This is a genomic window from Bacillus sp. FSL W8-1141 (assembly GCF_038593205.1).
GTDB classification, from domain to species: Bacteria; Bacillota; Bacilli; order Bacillales; family Bacillaceae; genus Bacillus; species Bacillus altitudinis.
Genome location: NZ_CP151973.1, coordinates 1,336,226 through 1,354,893, shown reverse-complemented (window position 1 = coordinate 1,354,893; position 18,668 = coordinate 1,336,226). Strand labels below are relative to the sequence as shown.

The 18,668-nt window shown below is 40.9% G+C and carries 14 protein-coding genes; 2 read left to right on the top strand and 12 right to left on the bottom strand.

Annotation, left to right across the window (positions count from 1 at the left end):
* Positions 1-280 precede the first annotated feature (280 nt).
* On the top strand, positions 281-1,453 hold the full coding sequence (locus tag NSQ52_RS06835; protein ID WP_007498694.1) for an aminotransferase A: 1,173 nt from the start codon (positions 281-283) through the stop codon (positions 1,451-1,453).
* A 25-nt stretch (positions 1,454-1,478) separates the two neighbouring features.
* Here NSQ52_RS06835 and NSQ52_RS06830 read toward each other — a convergent pair whose 3' ends face one another.
* Positions 1,479-3,305, bottom strand: a complete 1,827-nt coding sequence (locus NSQ52_RS06830) for a PAS domain-containing sensor histidine kinase (protein WP_144678870.1) — start codon at positions 3,303-3,305, stop codon at positions 1,479-1,481.
* A 156-nt stretch (positions 3,306-3,461) separates the two neighbouring features.
* Positions 3,462-5,585 (bottom strand): penicillin-binding protein 2, encoded by a 2,124-nt coding sequence (locus NSQ52_RS06825; protein ID WP_047946013.1) that lies wholly within the window; start codon positions 5,583-5,585, stop codon positions 3,462-3,464.
* A 336-nt stretch (positions 5,586-5,921) separates the two neighbouring features.
* Here NSQ52_RS06825 and NSQ52_RS06820 point away from each other — a divergent pair, with 336 nt between their 5' ends.
* Positions 5,922-6,719, top strand: a complete 798-nt coding sequence (locus NSQ52_RS06820) for a CAP domain-containing protein (protein WP_007498701.1) — start codon at positions 5,922-5,924, stop codon at positions 6,717-6,719.
* A gap of 114 nt (positions 6,720-6,833) precedes the next feature.
* Here the strand turns inward: NSQ52_RS06820 and NSQ52_RS06815 are convergent, their stop codons facing one another.
* The 10 genes from NSQ52_RS06815 to NSQ52_RS06770 form a co-directional block, all read right to left on the bottom strand.
* Entirely contained in the window at positions 6,834-7,706 is an 873-nt protein-coding gene (locus tag NSQ52_RS06815) for an NAD(P)-dependent oxidoreductase (protein WP_041507385.1), read from the bottom strand.
* 13 nt (positions 7,707-7,719) lie between these two features.
* Positions 7,720-8,505, bottom strand: coding sequence for an SDR family oxidoreductase (locus NSQ52_RS06810; protein WP_041507386.1), 786 nt, complete (start codon positions 8,503-8,505; stop codon positions 7,720-7,722).
* A gap of 76 nt (positions 8,506-8,581) precedes the next feature.
* Positions 8,582-10,543 (bottom strand): methyl-accepting chemotaxis protein, encoded by a 1,962-nt coding sequence (locus NSQ52_RS06805; protein ID WP_024719660.1) that lies wholly within the window; start codon positions 10,541-10,543, stop codon positions 8,582-8,584.
* Positions 10,544-10,658: 115 nt separating this feature from the next.
* Complete coding sequence (gene splB, locus NSQ52_RS06800) at positions 10,659-11,687, bottom strand: spore photoproduct lyase (RefSeq protein ID WP_007498710.1); 1,029 nt, start codon at positions 11,685-11,687, stop codon at positions 10,659-10,661.
* Positions 11,688-11,767: 80 nt separating this feature from the next.
* Positions 11,768-12,010, bottom strand: a complete 243-nt coding sequence (locus NSQ52_RS06795; RefSeq protein ID WP_034646394.1) for a transcriptional regulator SplA domain-containing protein — start codon at positions 12,008-12,010, stop codon at positions 11,768-11,770.
* Between the two features lie 99 nt (positions 12,011-12,109).
* Positions 12,110-13,828, bottom strand: coding sequence for a phosphoenolpyruvate--protein phosphotransferase (gene ptsP, locus NSQ52_RS06790; RefSeq protein ID WP_008348058.1), 1,719 nt, complete (start codon positions 13,826-13,828; stop codon positions 12,110-12,112).
* A complete protein-coding gene (locus NSQ52_RS06785; protein ID WP_003211078.1) occupies positions 13,828-14,094 on the bottom strand; it encodes a phosphocarrier protein HPr in 267 nt (88 codons plus the stop codon). The genes ptsP and NSQ52_RS06785 overlap by 1 nt, the downstream gene beginning before the upstream one ends.
* A gap of 93 nt (positions 14,095-14,187) precedes the next feature.
* The gene (ptsG, locus tag NSQ52_RS06780; RefSeq protein ID WP_024719659.1) at positions 14,188-16,287 is read right to left on the bottom strand and encodes a glucose-specific PTS transporter subunit IIBC; all 2,100 of its coding nucleotides are present in this window, start codon (positions 16,285-16,287) and stop codon (positions 14,188-14,190) included.
* Positions 16,288-16,489: 202 nt separating this feature from the next.
* Entirely contained in the window at positions 16,490-17,344 is an 855-nt protein-coding gene (locus NSQ52_RS06775; protein WP_017359435.1) for a transcription antiterminator, read from the bottom strand.
* A 55-nt stretch (positions 17,345-17,399) separates the two neighbouring features.
* The gene (locus NSQ52_RS06770) at positions 17,400-18,389 is read right to left on the bottom strand and encodes a LacI family DNA-binding transcriptional regulator (protein WP_041507388.1); all 990 of its coding nucleotides are present in this window, start codon (positions 18,387-18,389) and stop codon (positions 17,400-17,402) included.
* Positions 18,390-18,668: the final 279 nt, after the last annotated feature.

The following is an 18,668-nucleotide window of genomic DNA, read 5'->3' as shown; positions in this document are numbered from 1 at the left end:
CTTCAGGAGATCGTATGCCTGTGAAAGCAATTCCCATGACTTGATTCTCTCGTTCTTTCAGTTTATACCGTTTTGCCTTATTCTAATCATCTTAAGCAGAGCTGTATTTTCCGAGCAGGTTACGCTATAATAAATGTTGCTCTTTCTTCATATATCACTCATGCTGTGATGGATAGGAGAATAGACTACATATAACGATATCCGAAGCCTTTCCGCAGGTGACATTTATGCAGTGAATGGTAAAATAGGATAAAAACATAAATTTTTAAGGTGATGAGAAATGGAGCATTTGCTGAATCCAAGAGTAAAGGATATTGAAATTTCAGGCATTCGAACATTTTCAAATCTCGTATCTTCATATGAGGATGTCGTTTCATTGACCATAGGTCAGCCCGATTTTTATACGCCGCATCATGTCAAAACAGCTGCCAAAACAGCCATTGACGAGAATTTCACCTCGTATACTCATAATGCTGGATTTTTAGAGCTAAGACAAGCGATCCAGCAGTACATCAAAAAGAAAGTCCATCTTGATTATGATGCAGAGACAGAAATCATTGTGACAACAGGTGCTAGTCAAGCAATTGATGCTGCGTTTCGAACCATTTTGACTGAAGGCGATGAGGTCATCCTGCCCGGCCCTGTGTACCCTGGCTATGAACCGATCATTCGGATGTGCGGTGCGGTGCCTGTGCATATCGACACAACAAATGCCGGTTTTAAATTAAACGCCAAGCTGATTGAAGATGCATTAACGGAAAAGACAAAGTGTGTTGTCCTTCCATACCCTTCAAATCCAACTGGGGTCACGCTATTAGAAGAAGAATTGAAAGAAATTGCACAGCTTCTTGAAGGAAAGGATATTTTTATTCTATCTGATGAAATTTATAGTGAGCTGACATTTGATCGTCCGCATCATTCCATTGCTTCTTTCTTAAAGGAACAGACGATTGTCATCAATGGACTGTCAAAATCTCATAGCATGACCGGATGGAGAATCGGCTTTTTATTTGCTTCCGCTCCTATTGCTAAACATGTATTAAAAGTACATCAATATAACGTGTCTTGTGCCTCGGCTATCTCACAAAAGGCGGCACTTGAAGCAGTGACAAATGGTGTGGATGATGCACTGATCATGAGAGAGCAATATAAGAAAAGACTCGACTATGTATATGATCGGCTCATTTCTATGGGGCTTCCGGTCATTAAGCCTTCCGGCGCTTTTTATATTTTCCCTTCCATTGAATCGTTTGGGATGAGTTCATTTGATTTTTGCATGGAGTTGTTAGAAAGTACAAGACTTGCGGTCGTACCTGGTTCTGCTTTCTCTTCACTCGGAGAAGGATATGTGCGTCTTTCCTATGCATATTCACTTGAAACGTTAAAAGAAGGACTTGACCGTCTCGAACAATTTGTTCTTGAAAAGCGTTCCATACAATCAATAGACGGATGAAACAACGGCTCTCTTGCCGTTGTTTTTATTTTGCGGGAAACATGATGTGAAACACAGTCCCTTTCTCTGGGTGGCTATCTACCCGGATGGTTCCGTTGTGATTTTCTAAAATATTAAATGTCACCATGAGCCCAAGTCCTGTTCCCTTTTCTTTTGTTGTTAAAAAAGGTTCGCCGATCCGCTTCATGACCGATTCAGGAATACCAATTCCTTCATCTCTAATCGTGACAAGTATTCCTTCTTTTTCGGCTTTGGCGGTAATGTCTACCTTCCCTCCGTCCGGCATGGATTCGACGGCATTTTTGATTAAATTGATAAACACCTGCTTCAGCTGGTTTTGATCCCCATTCATCAGAAGATCCTCCTCGATATCACTTGTGTTCATCAAAATTCCATTTAAGTTGGCCTGTGTCTCTAACAGAGCGGTGACTTCGCTAATGATTTTTTTCAAATCAAGCGTCTGCATGGATGCCGTTTGCTGCGGCTTCGCAAGCATTAGTAGCTCACTTAAGATGATTTCAATCCGGCTCAGCTCAGAGAAGACAATTTCAAAATATTGATCACGGTCTTTTGTTTTTGGTTTAATGAGCTGTAAAAAGCCCTTAATCGCCGTCAGTGGATTCCTTATTTCATGTGCAATGCCTGCTGCCAATTGACCTGCGATTGATAATTTTTCAGAGCGCAACATGAGTTCTTCTGTTTGTTTTCGTTCAGATATATCTCTTAAAATAATTTGAACGGCTGTTTCACCAAAAAATGTGGTAGGGATACACACCATTTCTGTATAAATCAACCGGTGTTTAAACGTATGGCAGCTCATCGTCACAATCTCAGAATCTGATGCTCTTTCGATAATACGTGATATGCTCTTTTTGACTTTTTGCTGATCACATGAATGGATTTGATGAAAGATATCTTTTCCGATTAATTTATCGTAATGTTCGGCTTCAAATAATTTAATACCTGATTCATTCATAAATACCCATTTATGATCGTGGATGACGGCAATGGTATCAATAGAATTTTGGATAAGCAGCTGATACCGCTCTCTGCTTTTCTGAAGAACGGTTTGAAATTTTTTACGGGAAGAGATATCCACTAATAGTAAAAGTTCTGCCCGTTGATTTTGATAAATTGCCGGAGATGACTTCACTTCAATATGAATCATGCTCCCGTCTTTCCTTTTCCATATTTGTTCAATCATTCCGACTGGAAGGCCTTGCTGTAGTCTTTTGATTCGGCTTCTCACAATGTCATGGTACTCCTCGGCAATAAAATCAAACGCAGACTTGCCGATCATTTCATCTTTTGTACATACACCCATTAATTGCAGCATCGCATCGTTGGCATACACAATTTTCCCAAGCGCCGTAATACATAACGGATTTGGCAGCATGGCAATCAGCTTTTCAGCTTCACTGACATCTTGGAAAGCCGGTAGACTGCCTAACGACTGTTCTGACACTTCTGTTGGTTGAAATGCTGCTTTTTGAGGCTCTGTATTCATTACCCTCATTTTCAGGATCATTTCTCTACTTAATTCGTTGTCTAACCCATCACAAGCAACAAAATCAATGCTTGCTTCTACCCATACAGCTGTAAGATCACTTCTAAGCAGTCTAAAGTGGCAAATCTCTAGCATGTGCTGATTATAGAAATAACTTTCGACGAGAAATTGATCTTCGGTATGAACAAAGTCTTTCAAAAAACACCCTAGTAAATCCTTTTGTTCATAGAGCAAAAGCTGCTTACAATTGGAAGAAATGTAGAGAAAGCGGCCATTAGAAGAAAGAACGGCATGTAAATCAATATTCGAGTACAGCTGATTCGAATCTTTCATTTTTTGTTCCATCGTCGTCCGACCCTCCTTTAATTTTTTTAGGGTTGTCCTTAGTTTGATGTATAAAAAGGATTCGCTAGAAAAACCGTATTTTCCTCCCAATCTCTTGTGAAACGTCCATATTTTCAGCAAAAAGGGAGCACTTTCTCTTGCTGTGCTCCCTGCTGTTTATTGCTTTTCATATTTCTTTTGTAATTCAACGTACTTATCAACAATTTTACTTGGAATGGTTTTAATGACAGGATCTTTATCTGATACATACGGTGTGACGACACTAAATGCCACTTTCGGATTGGAAGAAGGATAATATCCTCCAAAGGTTAAATTGTACGTGGCATTCCCCCACCAGCTCCGGTTGGCACCATAGTAGAAGGTTTGGGCTGTACCCGTTTTCCCTGCGACATCATGCTGACCGAACCGGCCAGCTGCAGTCCCGCCTGTTGATGTGACCATTTTTAGTCCCATTTTGACACGGTCGATATCTGCTTTCGAGTTGTTAATGGTGTTCAGCACCTTCGGCTCATATTTCTTCACAACAGGACCTACTTCTTCCTTATTCGTTGGGAAGTGAACACTTTTCACCACTCTTGGCTGAATACGGTTACCTCCATTTGCGATGGTCGACATGTATTGTGCAACTTGAAGTGGTGTATACGTGTCATACTGGCCAATCGCTTCATCAAGTAAGAGTCCGCCGACTGTCTTAGGATGCGTCTGCATTCCGCTTGATTCCTGCGGCAAATCGATGCCTGTTTTTACGCCAAGACCGAATTGCGCATAGTAGTTTCTCATTTTTTGTAAGTGTTCAGGTCTTGCCGGTAATGGCCCATTCTTTTGGTAGGTGATCCCTGCCATTCTCATCGCTACATGAAACATATAGACGTTTGAACTTTTTTGTAGCGCTCGAAGATCATTAACCCAGCCAAGATTGGTATATGATTTCTTCGGTTTTCCATTTCCCGCAAAATACAGCGGTGTATCCGTATAGGATTGGTTGTGTGACATGCCATCTTGATAACCAGAGAGGACAGTAGCTCCTTTGACAACAGAGCCCATTTCATACTGAGTCGTAAATGTTCCGATCGCATAATCTGTGACGTCTCTTCCGTCCATTTTCTTCCCTGACATTGCGAGAACATCACCTGTGTTAGGGTCCATCATCACAACAAAGGCACGGTCCATCATATAGTTTCTTGCACTAGCGGATCTTAGCTCTGATTCAACGATTTTGTCGACTTCCTTTTGCAGCTCCATATCAAATGTGAGTGCAAGGTCAAGTCCTCTTCGTCCTTCTGTCCGCTTGATTTCATCAAGCAGTTTGCCGCCGACCTGTGTATATTGAACAGTTGCTTTTTCTGGATTGAGAAAATCTTCATATTGATATTCTAAATAACTTTTTCCTACTCGGTCATTTCTCGAGTAACCTCTTGCCATATAGTAATCTTCACGCTCTTTTATAATGCCTTGCTCTGGGGTGGTGACACCGCCAAGGACATTATAGAGGGTTTTTTCATACGGATATTTCCTTGTCCAGTCATTGATGACATTTACACCAGGCAGTTCATCAAGATGCTCTGATACAAGTGAGATCTCTTCGTATGTCAAACTTACGGATGATGTCTGTTTTGATTCTTTTGTTTCATCAAGCAACGCAACTTTTTCGTCCCCTTTTTTCTCTTCGTTCGGGTCCATCGCTTTCACGATTTGAGGTTCAAAGGCATATCCGCCTGTAAACCTGCGATAGATCGCTGCAACTGCTTTTTCCTCTGCATCTTTTTCGATCGCCTTGACTTCTTTCTTAGGCACACGCTCTACTTGAAGAGGATAGACATCTTTTGCTTTAAGATTCTTTTGCTCTGCTTTTGAAATGAGCTTATCCGCTTCTTTCGGATGGCTGGCCAGCCAAAAATCTCGAATGTCACGCTCTCTCAAAAAATCTGTATCCATTTTTATATAAGTCGCAAGTTTTCTTGCTACTTTAATCTTATCCTCCGCTTTCACACCGCTTTCTGATGTATAAACGATGGCAGGTACACTTTCGTTATCAACAACGACTCTTCCTCTCGCGTCATACATTTTTCCTCTTGGAGACGGGTATGATGCTGTTTTGACCTCAGTTCGGTTGGCTTGCTTTTTATAATCCTCACCATTGACGATTTGCAGCACACCGAGCTTGATGACAAGTCCAGCAAATAAACTAAATACAGCGAAGAAAAAGAGATTAATTCTCCAGGCGTTCCGGCGCTTCATTTTTTTCTGCTCGGCAGCACCTTGATGCTGTTTCTCTCCCACTTATGTAGCTCCTCTCATCCTTTCAATCTTTTACAATTACCACTCATTATTGTAACACTTTTGTAATAGTTGTTACAGCGAAACAAGTGAAAAAAAGCTGTCAATCCCTATTCTGCAAAAAAATATACTAACACTTTAAAATATTGGTATGTTTATGTCGTTTTCTTTAAATAGAAAGATTCTCCATTCATTGATATAAGGAGACTCTTTCTATGACTTTAACAAAAATGACAAATGGGCGTTGTCAATGGAGGATGCTGGTACGTTTATAACAAAAAGTCTATGTTATGATTTTCTGTGAGAAAACAAAACAAAGATTTTAGGAGGAGTTACAAAATGAAAAAGAAATCATTCATTTTTTCAGCGCTGACAGCTGCTGCATTGATCACGTTCACTGGAGGGCATTCAGCTGATGCGAAAGAGCTTAACCTGAAACAAGTCATAAACGTACAGCATCAAGCCATTGATCTTCATACATTAGCTGCAAAATTACATATCTCTTCAGATGTAAACAAGCTAAGCACTTCAAATCAAAAAGAGATCGAAGCTCTATTAAACAAGCTGATCAAAAGTGGTCAACCTGTTACTGGAACAAAAGTGGTGAAAGAAGTAAACAAAGCAAAAAATGAGCAAAAACAAGAATCAGTGAAAAAACCAGCTGCTTCTAAACCAAGCACACCAGCAAAAGAAAACACAACGAACAACAGCTCAAAATCTGATCAAAAAGACACAACTGCAACAAAAGCAGACAGCAGCTTAAATGCATTTGAACAAGAAGTGGTTGAGCTGACAAATAAAGAGCGTGCAAAACAAGGCTTAAAAGCTCTTTCTGTTGATTCTAAATTAAGCAAATCTGCTCGCGCTAAATCACAAGATATGAAAGATAAAAACTATTTCTCTCATACAAGCCCAACTTACGGATCTCCATTTGATCAAATGAAGCAATTTGGTATCACGTACAAAACAGCAGGTGAAAACATTGCGCAAGGTCAAAGATCACCTCAAGAAGTAGTAACAGCTTGGATGAACAGTGAAGGTCACAGAGCGAACATTTTAAACAAAAACTATACACATATCGGTGTAGGTTATGTGAAATCTGGTAACTACTGGACGCAGCAATTCATCGGAAAATAAGATCAAAAAAACCTGTCTCTATTTGGGACAGGTTTTTAGTTTGTCTTCTTTTTTCAGCAATGTGAGGGCTTGTTTACACGCTACAAACTGTTCCACCTAGGCGGAGCAGTTTTTTTATTTCACCCATAATTTATAGATGCTTTGTGTTCCGCTGTTTTCTTCGCCCTGTTCGCTGAGCTTTTCATATAATGACTTCGCTAGTGACAGGCCTGGCATCTCTTCTCCCATCAGCTCTGCTTCTTCAAGTGCAATGCCCATATCCTTAATAAAATGCTTCACATAAAATCCTGGCTCGAAATCACCTTTCAGCATTCTTGGCGCAAGGTTTGACAAAGACCAGCTGCCGGCTGCTCCTGTTGTGATACTTTTAAGTACCTGCTCTGGATCAAGTCCTGATTTTTCCGCATAAGCCATTGCCTCTGCCACACCTACCATCCCTGCTGCGATAGCAATTTGGTTACACATTTTTGTATGCTGACCACTTCCTGCAGGTCCTTGATATTGAATATTTTCTCCCATTTGCTGAAATAGCGGCAGGCACTCTTCATAGGCTGCTTTTTCTCCGCCAATCATGATGGCCAGCGTGCCGTTTTTGGCTCCTACGTCTCCGCCAGAGACCGGCGCATCTAATGCAAATAGTCCTTTTTCCTTCGCTTTCGCTTCAATTTCTTTTGCCAGCTGAGGTTTCGATGTGGTCATATCAATGAGATATGTACCAGGCGCAGCATGTTCCAAGAGTCCATCTTCTCCTAAATAGACTTCTTCTACATCTGATGGATACCCGACCATTGTGATGACGGCATCTGCCTCCTTTGCGATCTCCTTTACGGTCGATTTCCAAAGAGCACCTTTTTGAACCAATGTGTCTGCCTTTGCTTTTGTTCTTGTATAAACGAGAACTTCGTAGCCAGCATCCATTAAATGCCCTGCCATACTACGTCCCATTACACCGATTCCAATAAAACCAACTGTTTTGATTTGTGCCATCAAGAATTCCTCCTTATAGAGACTTTGTCAATCCACCATCAATGATGAGGGTTTGACCTGTCATATATGTATTGGCTTCAGATAAAAGAAAAGCCGCATATGCTGCAAATTCCTCTGGCTGTCCGTAACGGCCCAGCGGAATCATACGTTCAGCTTGTGCTTTGATCTCTTCAACCGATTGTTGCTCCTCTTGTGCACGGTGTTTGTCCAACTGTTTCACGCGCTCTGTTTCAATTTTCCCCGGGGCTAAGGTATTGATCAAAATACCATCTTTGGCAAGCTCCTGGGCAGCTGTTTTTGTCCAGCCGGTAATGGCCGGTCTAAATGTATTCGACAGCATCAAGCCTGGGATCGGTTCTTTGACCGACATAGATGCAATATTTAACACTCGTGCACCTTGTTTTTTTAAATACGGCAAGGCTTCTTTTAATAACCGAATATAGCTGAGTAAATGAAGCTGAAATGATTCCATCCAATCTTCATCTGTTAAGGTTTCAAGTGTTCCTGTTCGAGGACCGCCTGTATTGTTCACTAGTATATCAAGACGTTTTTCATCACCTGCTGCTGCGACGACAAGCGCTTTAATTTGCTCGGCATCAGATACATCACATACTTGATACGTCAGCTTCCCTTTTACAAGCGGGGATAATTCTTTGACCGCTTCTTGCAGCGTTTGCTCATGTCTTCCCGAGAGCATCACATCTGCCCCCTCTTTTGCAAGATGAAAGGCAATGGCTTTACCGATACCTTGACTGCTTGCTGCGACCAATGCTTTTTTTCCAGATAGATTAACATGCATGTTGGCACCCTCCTCTGTTCATATTTTATCATACAAAAAGAACCTTGCTCACATGGCAAGGTTCTTTTCTGCAAGATTATAGTTTAAACCGATTGACTGCCTGACGCAGTGCCTGACTTGATTCGTTCAACATTTCTGTTGATGTTTTCGTTCTTTCTAAAGCTTGTACTTGTTCGTCTGTGGAAGCATGTACTTCCTCAGCTGAAGCGGCGGATTCTTGTGAAATGGCCGCAATACTTTGAATGGAATCATTCATTTTCTGCTGTTCTTCAGTCATTTCATTGATTTGTGTATGAATGCTGTCAATGGAGCCGACAAGTGCCTGCATTTCCATTGTGATACTGCTGAGTGCCTCACCTGTTGAATTGATGGCATCACCTTGTTCTTCATTCATTTTGCTTGCTGCTGTCATCGCTTCAGCTGCCTTTTTCGATTCATCTTGAATGAGTTTTACGGTTTCACTAATATGTTTCGTTGATTCTGCAGATTGTTCAGCCAGCTTTCTGACTTCTTCTGCAACAACAGCAAATCCTCTTCCGCTTTCTCCTGCTCTCGCTGCTTCAATACTTGCATTCAGTGCGAGTAAATTCGTTTGATCTGAGATTTCAGAGATCGCTGTTACGACGTTTTCAATATTTTTTGTTTTATGCTCAAGGTCAAGCAGCATTTGCTCTACCTTCTTCGATTCTTCATTCGCTTGTGTTGATTTTTGGACGAGCAGACCAAGAGCATCAAGTCCTCTATAGCTTGCATCTTCCGATGATTTTGAGTTGGTTTGCATTTGCGTGGCAAGCTCACCCATATGACGAACTTTTTCATACAAATGCTCTGATTTTTCATTAATGGTTTCCGCTTCTGATGCTTGTTTCGTCGCTCCTACAGCGACCTCTTGAATAGCCGTTGCAATCTGTTCACTAGACAGCAAGGTCTCGTTTGAAATTTGGGTCACTTCATCCGTTGATTTCACAACCTGATCTGAAGACTCTTTCACTTTTTCAATTAAATCCCTGATGCCTTCAGTCATTTGATTAAAGCTTTTCGTCAGGAAACCTATCTCATCCTGAGACTTCGACTCAAGCGAGCTGGTTAAATCGCCTTCAGACACTTTACGAACATGCTCGATGAGGCGTTTAATTGGTGTTGTAATGCTTCTAGCCAATAAGTAGCTTAGAATCATGGCAAGTATAATGGCAATGACAGAAATAATGATACTTGTCTGATTCATTTGTTCAGTGATCCAAAGAAGTTTCTTTTTCTCGAAGCTCACACCGATCGTCCAGTTTGCCTCTTTAATTTTTGAGATGACGGTCAGCTGTTTGTCATCATCAATACCCGAGTTGTCGATCGCTTTTTTCACAGAAGCGACTTTTGAGATATTTTTTCCTTGCTCTGTTGGATGTGCCAAAATGGTCCCTGTGCCGTCAACTAAGAAAGCCGTTCCCATATAAGGAATCTTTTGTTCTTTTATATAAGACTGAATGGAAGCCAGTTTCAAGTCAAGTCCAGCGACACCGACTACTTTCCCGTTTCGTACGATCGCCTTCGTGGCTGAAACGACCATTTCATTTGTTGCTTTATCAATGTACGGATCTGTCCATAGGACGTCGTCAGGCTTTTCAGCCGCTTGAATATACCAGTCTCGTTTAGACGGATCATACCCTTCACCAAAATCGGACTCCGGGAAAGCGAACATTTTACCATCACTTGTTCCTATATAGGCAAGCGAGATGAGTTCATCCTGCTCCTGCAATCCTTTTAATTCATCGTTTTCAAATGCCAATGTCTGCTTTGTTTGTTTCTGTGCAAAATCTTCAGTAAGTGTACTTGTTGCCAATTTGTTAATCGTATCACCGTAATTCTCAAGCTTTAGTGCTATGATGTCTCTCATGCTTTCTGCCGTTGCTGCTGTCGTTGTTTTCGCATCTCGTTCAATCAGTGGTCTTAATACTAAATTGGAACCCACTTGAACTGCGACAACGGTTAAAATTAAAATAACTGAGATGAAAACAGCTATTCTCACTTGAAGTTTCTTAAACATCTCATCACCCCTACATCCTACTTTCGCATCTTAATGTGTATATCGGCAAAATTGGTACCGCATTCAATAGTTGTAAGAAAATTTAAATAGAAAAAACAAGCCATAATGACTTGTTTTAAGTAAAATATTCAATTTTTGCAGACGGAAAGTACTGTTCTATATATGATTCTAATGTCTGTCTAAGTTCTTGTTCTTCATCTTTTTGATAGATATATTTTCCAATTCCGTATCTACCCCACTTATATCTTCTCTTTTCTTCATCTAGTTCTAGTTTTGTTTTTGGATAGTTTTTTTGGATGACACGCTTCGCCGGTTTTGTAAAACGGTGCTGAATCATTTCAAAGGTGATATCTTGTCTCACTTCTTCAGGGAGAGCTGCATCGAGTTTTTCAAATAGGACTTTATAGCCCTCTTGCCACCCTTCATGAATGTAAATAGGGGCAATAATAAAGCCCAGTGGATAGCCTGCTTTCGCTACCTTTACAGCCGCTTCAATCCGCTGATCGAGTGGTGATGTGCCAGGTTCGAAATATTTAATGACATAATCGGCATTGATACTAAAGCGGAATCTTGTTCGTCCATTGTGTTTTGCATCTAACAAATGGTCTACATGATGAAATTTCGTAACAAAGCGTAGTTTGCCAAGATCGGTTTGACCAAAGTATTCAATCGCTCGTTTGAGTGTGTGAGTCAAATGGTCAATTCCGACGATATCAGATGTACACGAGGCTTCAAATCGCGTGATATCAGGCGCACGCTCGTTCATGTACTGTTCAGCCTGATCTAAGATCTCTTCTACATTGACATATGTGCGAATGTACGGCTTACTCCCCATAGTCGTTTGCAGGTAGCAATAATGGCAATGCCCCATGCATCCTGTCGCAAACGGAATGGCATACTCTGCAGATGGTTTAGATGTATCAAATTTTAAGGTTTTTCTCACGCCGATAACGAGCGTCGACTTTGCATTACGGTACTTTTGCAAATCATTTTTCCCCGGAATATTTCTCACTTGGTTGTGTGAGGTTGTTTCTCTAATTTCAATTCCCATGCCTTCAAACTTTTCTTTCAGCTCTTGTCCTAATGGGTACTCTAGCGCCCGAGGTTCAATATACACAAGCTGGGGAACGAACGGTTTGATCATAATTAACACATCCTTACCTTATAGGTTCATATCGTTACTTTAACCTCTCAGGATGGCTTCTATCCTTTCTAAAATCTCCCTTATTCAAACAGATCTTGATAAAGGGCTTCTGCTTCTTCGTATGTTGGAAATACGGCATCATCAGGGGCTAATGGGTGATATGTTTCAAGTAGAAATAGCGCAAGCTCTTGCTCATTGTAAGGGTGTGAAACGATTTCCGCTTCTTTAATTTGTGCGACATTGGCTGCATGTGGATTTCGATAAATGACATATACTTGATCACCCGGCTTATAGTTAGAGAAAGACAAACTGGTCACCTCCATTTTTTTATTTTAGGATGCCCTTCTCTGCATGCGATATGACTGATTATGATAAAATTCGACAAAAAAACCAGACAGTTTGACCTGTCTGGTTTACATCACCTAGTTATGTTGAAACGTTTTTTTCACGAAATCAACCACTTCTTCAGTTGTACTCAGTGATAAGATATGCTCTTTAAATGATGCAGCTTCTTCCTTAGAAAGCTTGCTTAACTGCGTTCTTGCTGGAAGAATCGATGTTGCGCTCATTGAAAATTCATCTAATCCTAATCCAAGTAGGAGCGGGATTGCGATTTCATCTCCTGCCATCTCACCGCACATGCCAACCCATTTACCTTCTTTATGCGCTGCTTCAATCACAAGCGTTATGAGGCGTAAAATAGCTGGATTGTATGGCTGGTAAAGATAAGACACTCGTTCGTTCATTCGATCAGCAGCCATTGTGTATTGAATCAAATCATTTGTTCCAATACTGAAGAAATCTACTTCTTTTGCAAATTGATCTGCGATAACAGCTGTTGATGGAATTTCTACCATCATTCCGATTTCAATGGAATCAGATACTTCTGTACCAGCAGCAACCAATGCTTCTTTTTCTTCAAGTAAAATAGCTTTTGCTTCTCTAAATTCTGATAACGTCGCGATCATAGGGAACATGATTTTCAAGTTTCCATATGTACTTGCACGAAGTAACGCGCGTAGCTGTGTTCTGAAAATCTCCTGCTCTTCAAGGCAAAGGCGGATCGCTCTATAGCCAAGGAACGGGTTCATTTCTTTTGGAAGCTGCAAGTAAGGAAGTTCTTTATCGCCACCAATATCTAGTGTGCGGACAACCACAGCTTTGCCTTCCATCTTCTCTAAAACGGTTTTATACGCATCGAACTGCTCTTCTTCTGTTGGGAGCTGATCTCTGCCCATGTATAAAAATTCTGTACGGTACAATCCAACTGCTTCGCCGCCATTTTCAAGTACACCTTTCACATCTTCAGGTGTTCCAATATTCGCAGCTAACTCTACGTGAACGCCGTCTTTTGTGACCGTTGGCTGGTCAACAAGTTTCGCCCATTCCGCTTTTTGAGCTAAGTAGTCTTCATGCTTTTTTTGATACGCTTTCACTTCATCTTCAGAAGGCTGAATGATGACGTCTCCGCTAATACCATCAACAATGATCAGATCATTGTTTTTCACCGTTTTTGTTGCTTCTTTTGTTCCAACAACGGCTGGAATCTCCATTGATCTTGCCATAATTGCTGAGTGAGAAGTACGACCACCGATATCTGTCGCAAAACCTTTGACGAATTGTCTGTTCAGCTGAGCTGTATCAGAAGGTGTTAAATCTTCAGCAATGATAATGACTTCTTCAGAAATCATACTTGGGTTTGGAATGTCAACGCCTAGCAAATGACCAGTGACACGTTTTGTAACGTCGCGAATATCCGCTGCACGTTCTTTCATGTATTCATTGTCCATTGCTTCAAACATTGTAACAAACATTGTTGCTGTTTCTTTTAAAGCAAATTCAGCATTTACTTTATCCGATGTGATTTTATCCTTCACTGGGTTGAGCAGCTCTGGATCACTTAACACAAGAAGGTGTGCAGAAAAAATATCCGCTTTATCTTGGCCAAGTTCTTTTAGCGCATGCTCTTTAATTGCTTCAAGTTCTTGCTTTGAAACATGAATTGCTTCTTCAAAGCGTTTCACTTCTGTCTCTGGATCATTGATGTCTTTTTGGTGAACTGTTAAATCTGGTTCTTCTAGACGATATGCTTTTGCAATCGCAACGCCTGCTGAAGCACCGATTCCTTTCAGTTGTTGCATTACTCGCCTAGGCCTTCACTTTTCATTGTGTCTTTTAGCGCAGCAAGTGCATCATTTTCATCAGAACCAGAAGCAGAGATTGTGATTGTAGCACCTTTCGCAATTCCTAGAGACATTACACCCATAATAGATTTCAGGTTCACTGTTTTACCATTATATTCTAAGTTGATATCAGCATCATATTTACTAGCAGTTTGTACAAGAACTGTTGCAGGACGTGCGTGAATTCCAGAATCTGCAGTTACTTTGAATGTTTGTTGAGCCATTTTTATCAATCTCCTTTTTATACATTTCATACATCCACAATATTATATCATACTGCCGAGCTTGTCATCTAACAAGAACGGCAGTTATGAAAATTATTTTGAAATTTTCATGATGTTTTCTTGGCCAGCTTTGATTTCACCGGATTCTTGAAGGTCAATAAATTGTCCTTCACTTAAGTTTGTAAATACAATTGGTGTCATTAAAGATGGTACTTCTGACTTAATTTTATCAATATCAACCTCTAAAAGTTTTTGACCGATTTCTACTTGGTCTCCCTCTTGTACAAATGCTTCAAATCCTTCTCCTTTGAGGCTGACTGTATCAATCCCGAAGTGAATCAAGATTTCAAGTCCACCATCAGACTGGAGGCCGATGGCGTGTTTTGTTGGGAACACATTTAAGATTTTTCCTCTTACTGGTGAAACCACTGTTCCCTCTTTTGGCAAGATAGCAAAACCGTCACCCATCATTTTCCCTGAGAATACTTGATCTGGCACATCTGTAATTGGATGCAGCTCCCCTGTAATTGGTGAAGCAAACGTTTCTTCCCCTTGTTCGTTTTGAAGCGGTTTTGCAATGACTTCTTCAACCTGCTGACTGACTTCTTCTTTTGCAGAAGGGTCTTTCGCTGGTCGAGGTGTGCGCCCTGCAATAATGTCTTGCATTTGTGTTTTTAAATTATCAGAGCGTGGTCCAAAGATGGCCTGGATGTTATTCCCTACTTCAAGGACACCTGAAGCGCCAAGCTTTTTCAAGCGGTCTTTATCCACTTTTTTCTGATCATTTACAGTGACACGTAAACGCGTAATACAAGCATCTAGGTGTTTAATGTTTTCTTGGTCACCCATTGCTTCAAGAATTTCATAAGGTAAGTCATCGCCTTTTCCAGATTGAGCGCTGCTTGCACCGTCAGCTGCTTCATCTTCTCGTCCTGGCGTTTTCAGATTAAACTTGCGAATCGCAAATCTGAATCCGAAGTAGTAAATGACAGCCAGTACGAGACCGACTGGAATAACAAGCCACCAAGCGGTTCTATTTGGCAGGATACCAAATAGGAAGAAGTCGATTAACCCTCCTGAGAAGGTCATCCCGATTTTCACGTTTAGAATATCCATTATCATAAAGGATAATCCAGCGAATACACAGTGAATCGCAAATAATATCGGTGCAACAAACAAGAATGAGAATTCAAGCGGTTCAGTGATCCCTGTTAGGAAAGAAGTAAGGGCCGCTGACCCCATAATTCCTGCTACAAGTTTTTTATTCTTAGGTTTTGCTTCATGGTAAATCGCAAGTGCTGCTGCTGGAAGTCCAAACATCATGAACGGATATTTCCCTGTCATGAATGTCCCAGCTGTCAGCTGAACACCATCTTTGATTTGCGCCATGAAAATACGCTGGTCACCACGGATAATATCTCCTGATAAGCTCTTATAGCTAAAAAATTCATACCAGAATGGTGCGTAGAATATGTGGTGCAGACCAAACGGAATTAATGAGCGTTCAATGACACCGAATACAAAGGCAGCTAGCGGCTCATTCGCTGCAAGCAGTCCAGTTGAAAATGAGTTCAATGCACCTTGGATTGGCGGCCAAATGACGAGCATCAAAAGCCCTAAAATAAGTGCTGAAATCGACGTAACGATTGGAACAAAACGCTTACCAGCAAAGAAGCCAAGATATTGCGGGAGCTCAATTTTGTAAAATTTATTAAACATATAAGCGGCTAATACCCCGACAATAATCCCGCCAAACACGCCGGTAGACAAGGTCGGTATGCCGAGCATATTCACATACGCTGGATGACTTTCCTTAAAGAACTTAGCCAATTTGATTGAATCGGATGGAATGGAACCGTTGGCCATTAATACGGCACTCATCGTTACGTTCATGACAAGGTAACCGATGATCGCGGCAATCCCTGCCACACCGTCTCCATTGGCAAGACCGATGGCAACCCCTACAGCAAATAGGAGTGGAAGATTCGAGAAGACAATATTCCCCGCATTCTCCATAACACTAGCAACAAGCTGAATTGTATCATTGCTTAAAAATTGAGCGACATCAATCAGTTGCGGATTTTGCATCGCATTTCCGAGTGCTAGTAAAATACCAGCAGCAGGAAGGATCGCAACTGGAAGCATAAGTGCTCGTCCAATTTTTTGCAACACACCAAAAAGTGATTTAAACACTGGTTGAACCTCCTTTTGTTTTCGCTTACAACATGCATTTCAATTACACACTGACGTACATTTCATAATTAACCGTTTACATTTCACTTTCAGAACACAAAAAAGGCATGGTGATATAAGGTTGCGCAAATAACAGGATCTTATCCTGTATTTACCTTAAGTCACTCATGCCTGATCGAATCAGTTACACGTTTCAAGGAAACTATGAAATTTTATTCGTCAATCTGTACAGGTGAAGTGTCAAATAGACAGCTTCGGCATCTTGTACAGGCTTTTTCAATGCATGTTGCAAAATTTTGATCATTTTCCAAGCAGTATTGTAGCATAAAGGATATTCATTTTTCAATAGATGAAGCAACTTTTCTGGCTCCTCTAATGATTCTTCCCGTTTAATACGCTCAATCGAAAACGTAATATGGCGCAGTAAGCGTAAATAATGAATACTTTCTCTATCTACTTTCATATGAAATGCATCTTCTATGACTTGGACCATTTGTGTCATGAGCTGCGAATGACGGTTGACCTCGGATAAAGGCCGGTTCGTTAAAGCAGAGTGAATGTGGAGCGCAATAAACCCAATCTCTCCTTCGGGCAGCTTTGTTTCAACATCTGGCCGCGCATTTATCAGTTCCACGACTTCCTTTGCGACCTCATATTCTTTCGGGTATAAGGATTTCGTTTCAAGCATAAAAGGATTGGTGATATCATAGCCTTGCTTAACTCGTTTAAAACTAAAGGCAATATGATCTGTCAGTGCAATATGAATATGCTCATTTAAACGATGCCCCATTTTTTCTCGTATATGATAAATGACGTCATTGGCAAGCTCAATCATGTCCTCATTAATGTGGTGCAGCAATTGTTTGTATTCTGTTTGCTCTTTTGTATTCTTTAACACAAACATTTTCTCAAATGCCGCTTGATCGAGAACGTCACCCGATTTTTTCCCAAAGCCGATCCCTTTATCAATCAGGACCACTTCGCCTAAAGAAGGGTGTTTTGCGATGATGACATTATTATTTAACGCTTTATCAACGGTGAAGGATTCCATGAACATCCCCACCTCCTTCTTATTCAATCCTTCTTATCGTACAAAACAGATGAAACGTGCGTCAACGATTGTTTTTCAAAATAGTCGTTGTGCGCTCAACGAGTCGATATGACAGCACCCTTTTTTCTGGTGCCTCACCTTGTAATACTCGATTAAACAAGTCAAATGCTTCCTGCCCCATTTGTTTGAGAGGAATATCTATACTAGAAATCCCCAATGCTTCACTCAATTGATCGTTTTGAAAGCCAAGTATGGCTGGTGATTCTCCAACGTTTATTTGGTGACGCTGTGCCTCTAGTAAAAAACCTGCTGAGACATCATCGTTTGTAATCAGTAAGGCTGTCGGACGATTTTTCATCTCTTTCCATTCTGTAAATAATTGCTTGCCATCAAAAATGGTCAGTTTTCCTTCAATGACCCATTCTTCATCAATGTCCTGCCCAAGCGACTGCATCATTTCTTGATAAGTCTGAATTCGAACTTGGCTGTTCTCCCCTTCTGTTCTAGCAAGAACGATTGCGATTCGCTCATGACCGCATGCCGCTAAGTGTTCAAGCCCTTCCTTAAAAGCCTGATCATGCGCAATCGATACCGATGAACATGTATCATGCGGAGTAGGATGACAAAAGATAATAGGACCAGATTCCTGCCACTTTAAAATTTCTCGATCAATTAATGCATTTGAGCAAAAGATTAAACCATCCACACGCTGCTCTTTTAAGCTCATTAATGCTTCTTTTTCCTTTAATGGGTCATATCCTGTTTGAAACAAGGCAAAATGCATTCCGCACTCCTGTGCTTTCTCTGCAATCCCTGTGACAATTCCGCTGAAATAGGAGTGATCAATTGTCGGAAGTACAATTCCAAGCATATTGGAATAGCCCTTTGCTAAATGCACTGCCTGAATATTCCGTGTATATTTGAGCTCTTTCATCGCACTAAGTACGCGCTCTCGCTTTTCTTCTTTGACATAAGGATGATCATTCATCACTCGTGATACGGTGGTAACAGATACACCCGCTCTTTTCGCAATATCCCTTATGTTAGGCATTTTTTCTCCTACTTTCTCTTGATATGGTAAGCGTTTCATACTTTAAGATGTATGTGAGCTGAACAAATCACTGGGTGGAAAGGGGAATTCAAGATGGGTATTATCATATGGATCATATTATGTTTGACTATTTTGTTTTCTGCTCGATTCGCACTACATCCTTTAGGAAAAGAACATAAAATCAAGCCGTTTCAATCAATTGATGATTTTTTTGTTGATAAGGATCGCAAAGAGTGACAAAAAAATCACGATGACGCTCCCAATACTTGGACGTTCATC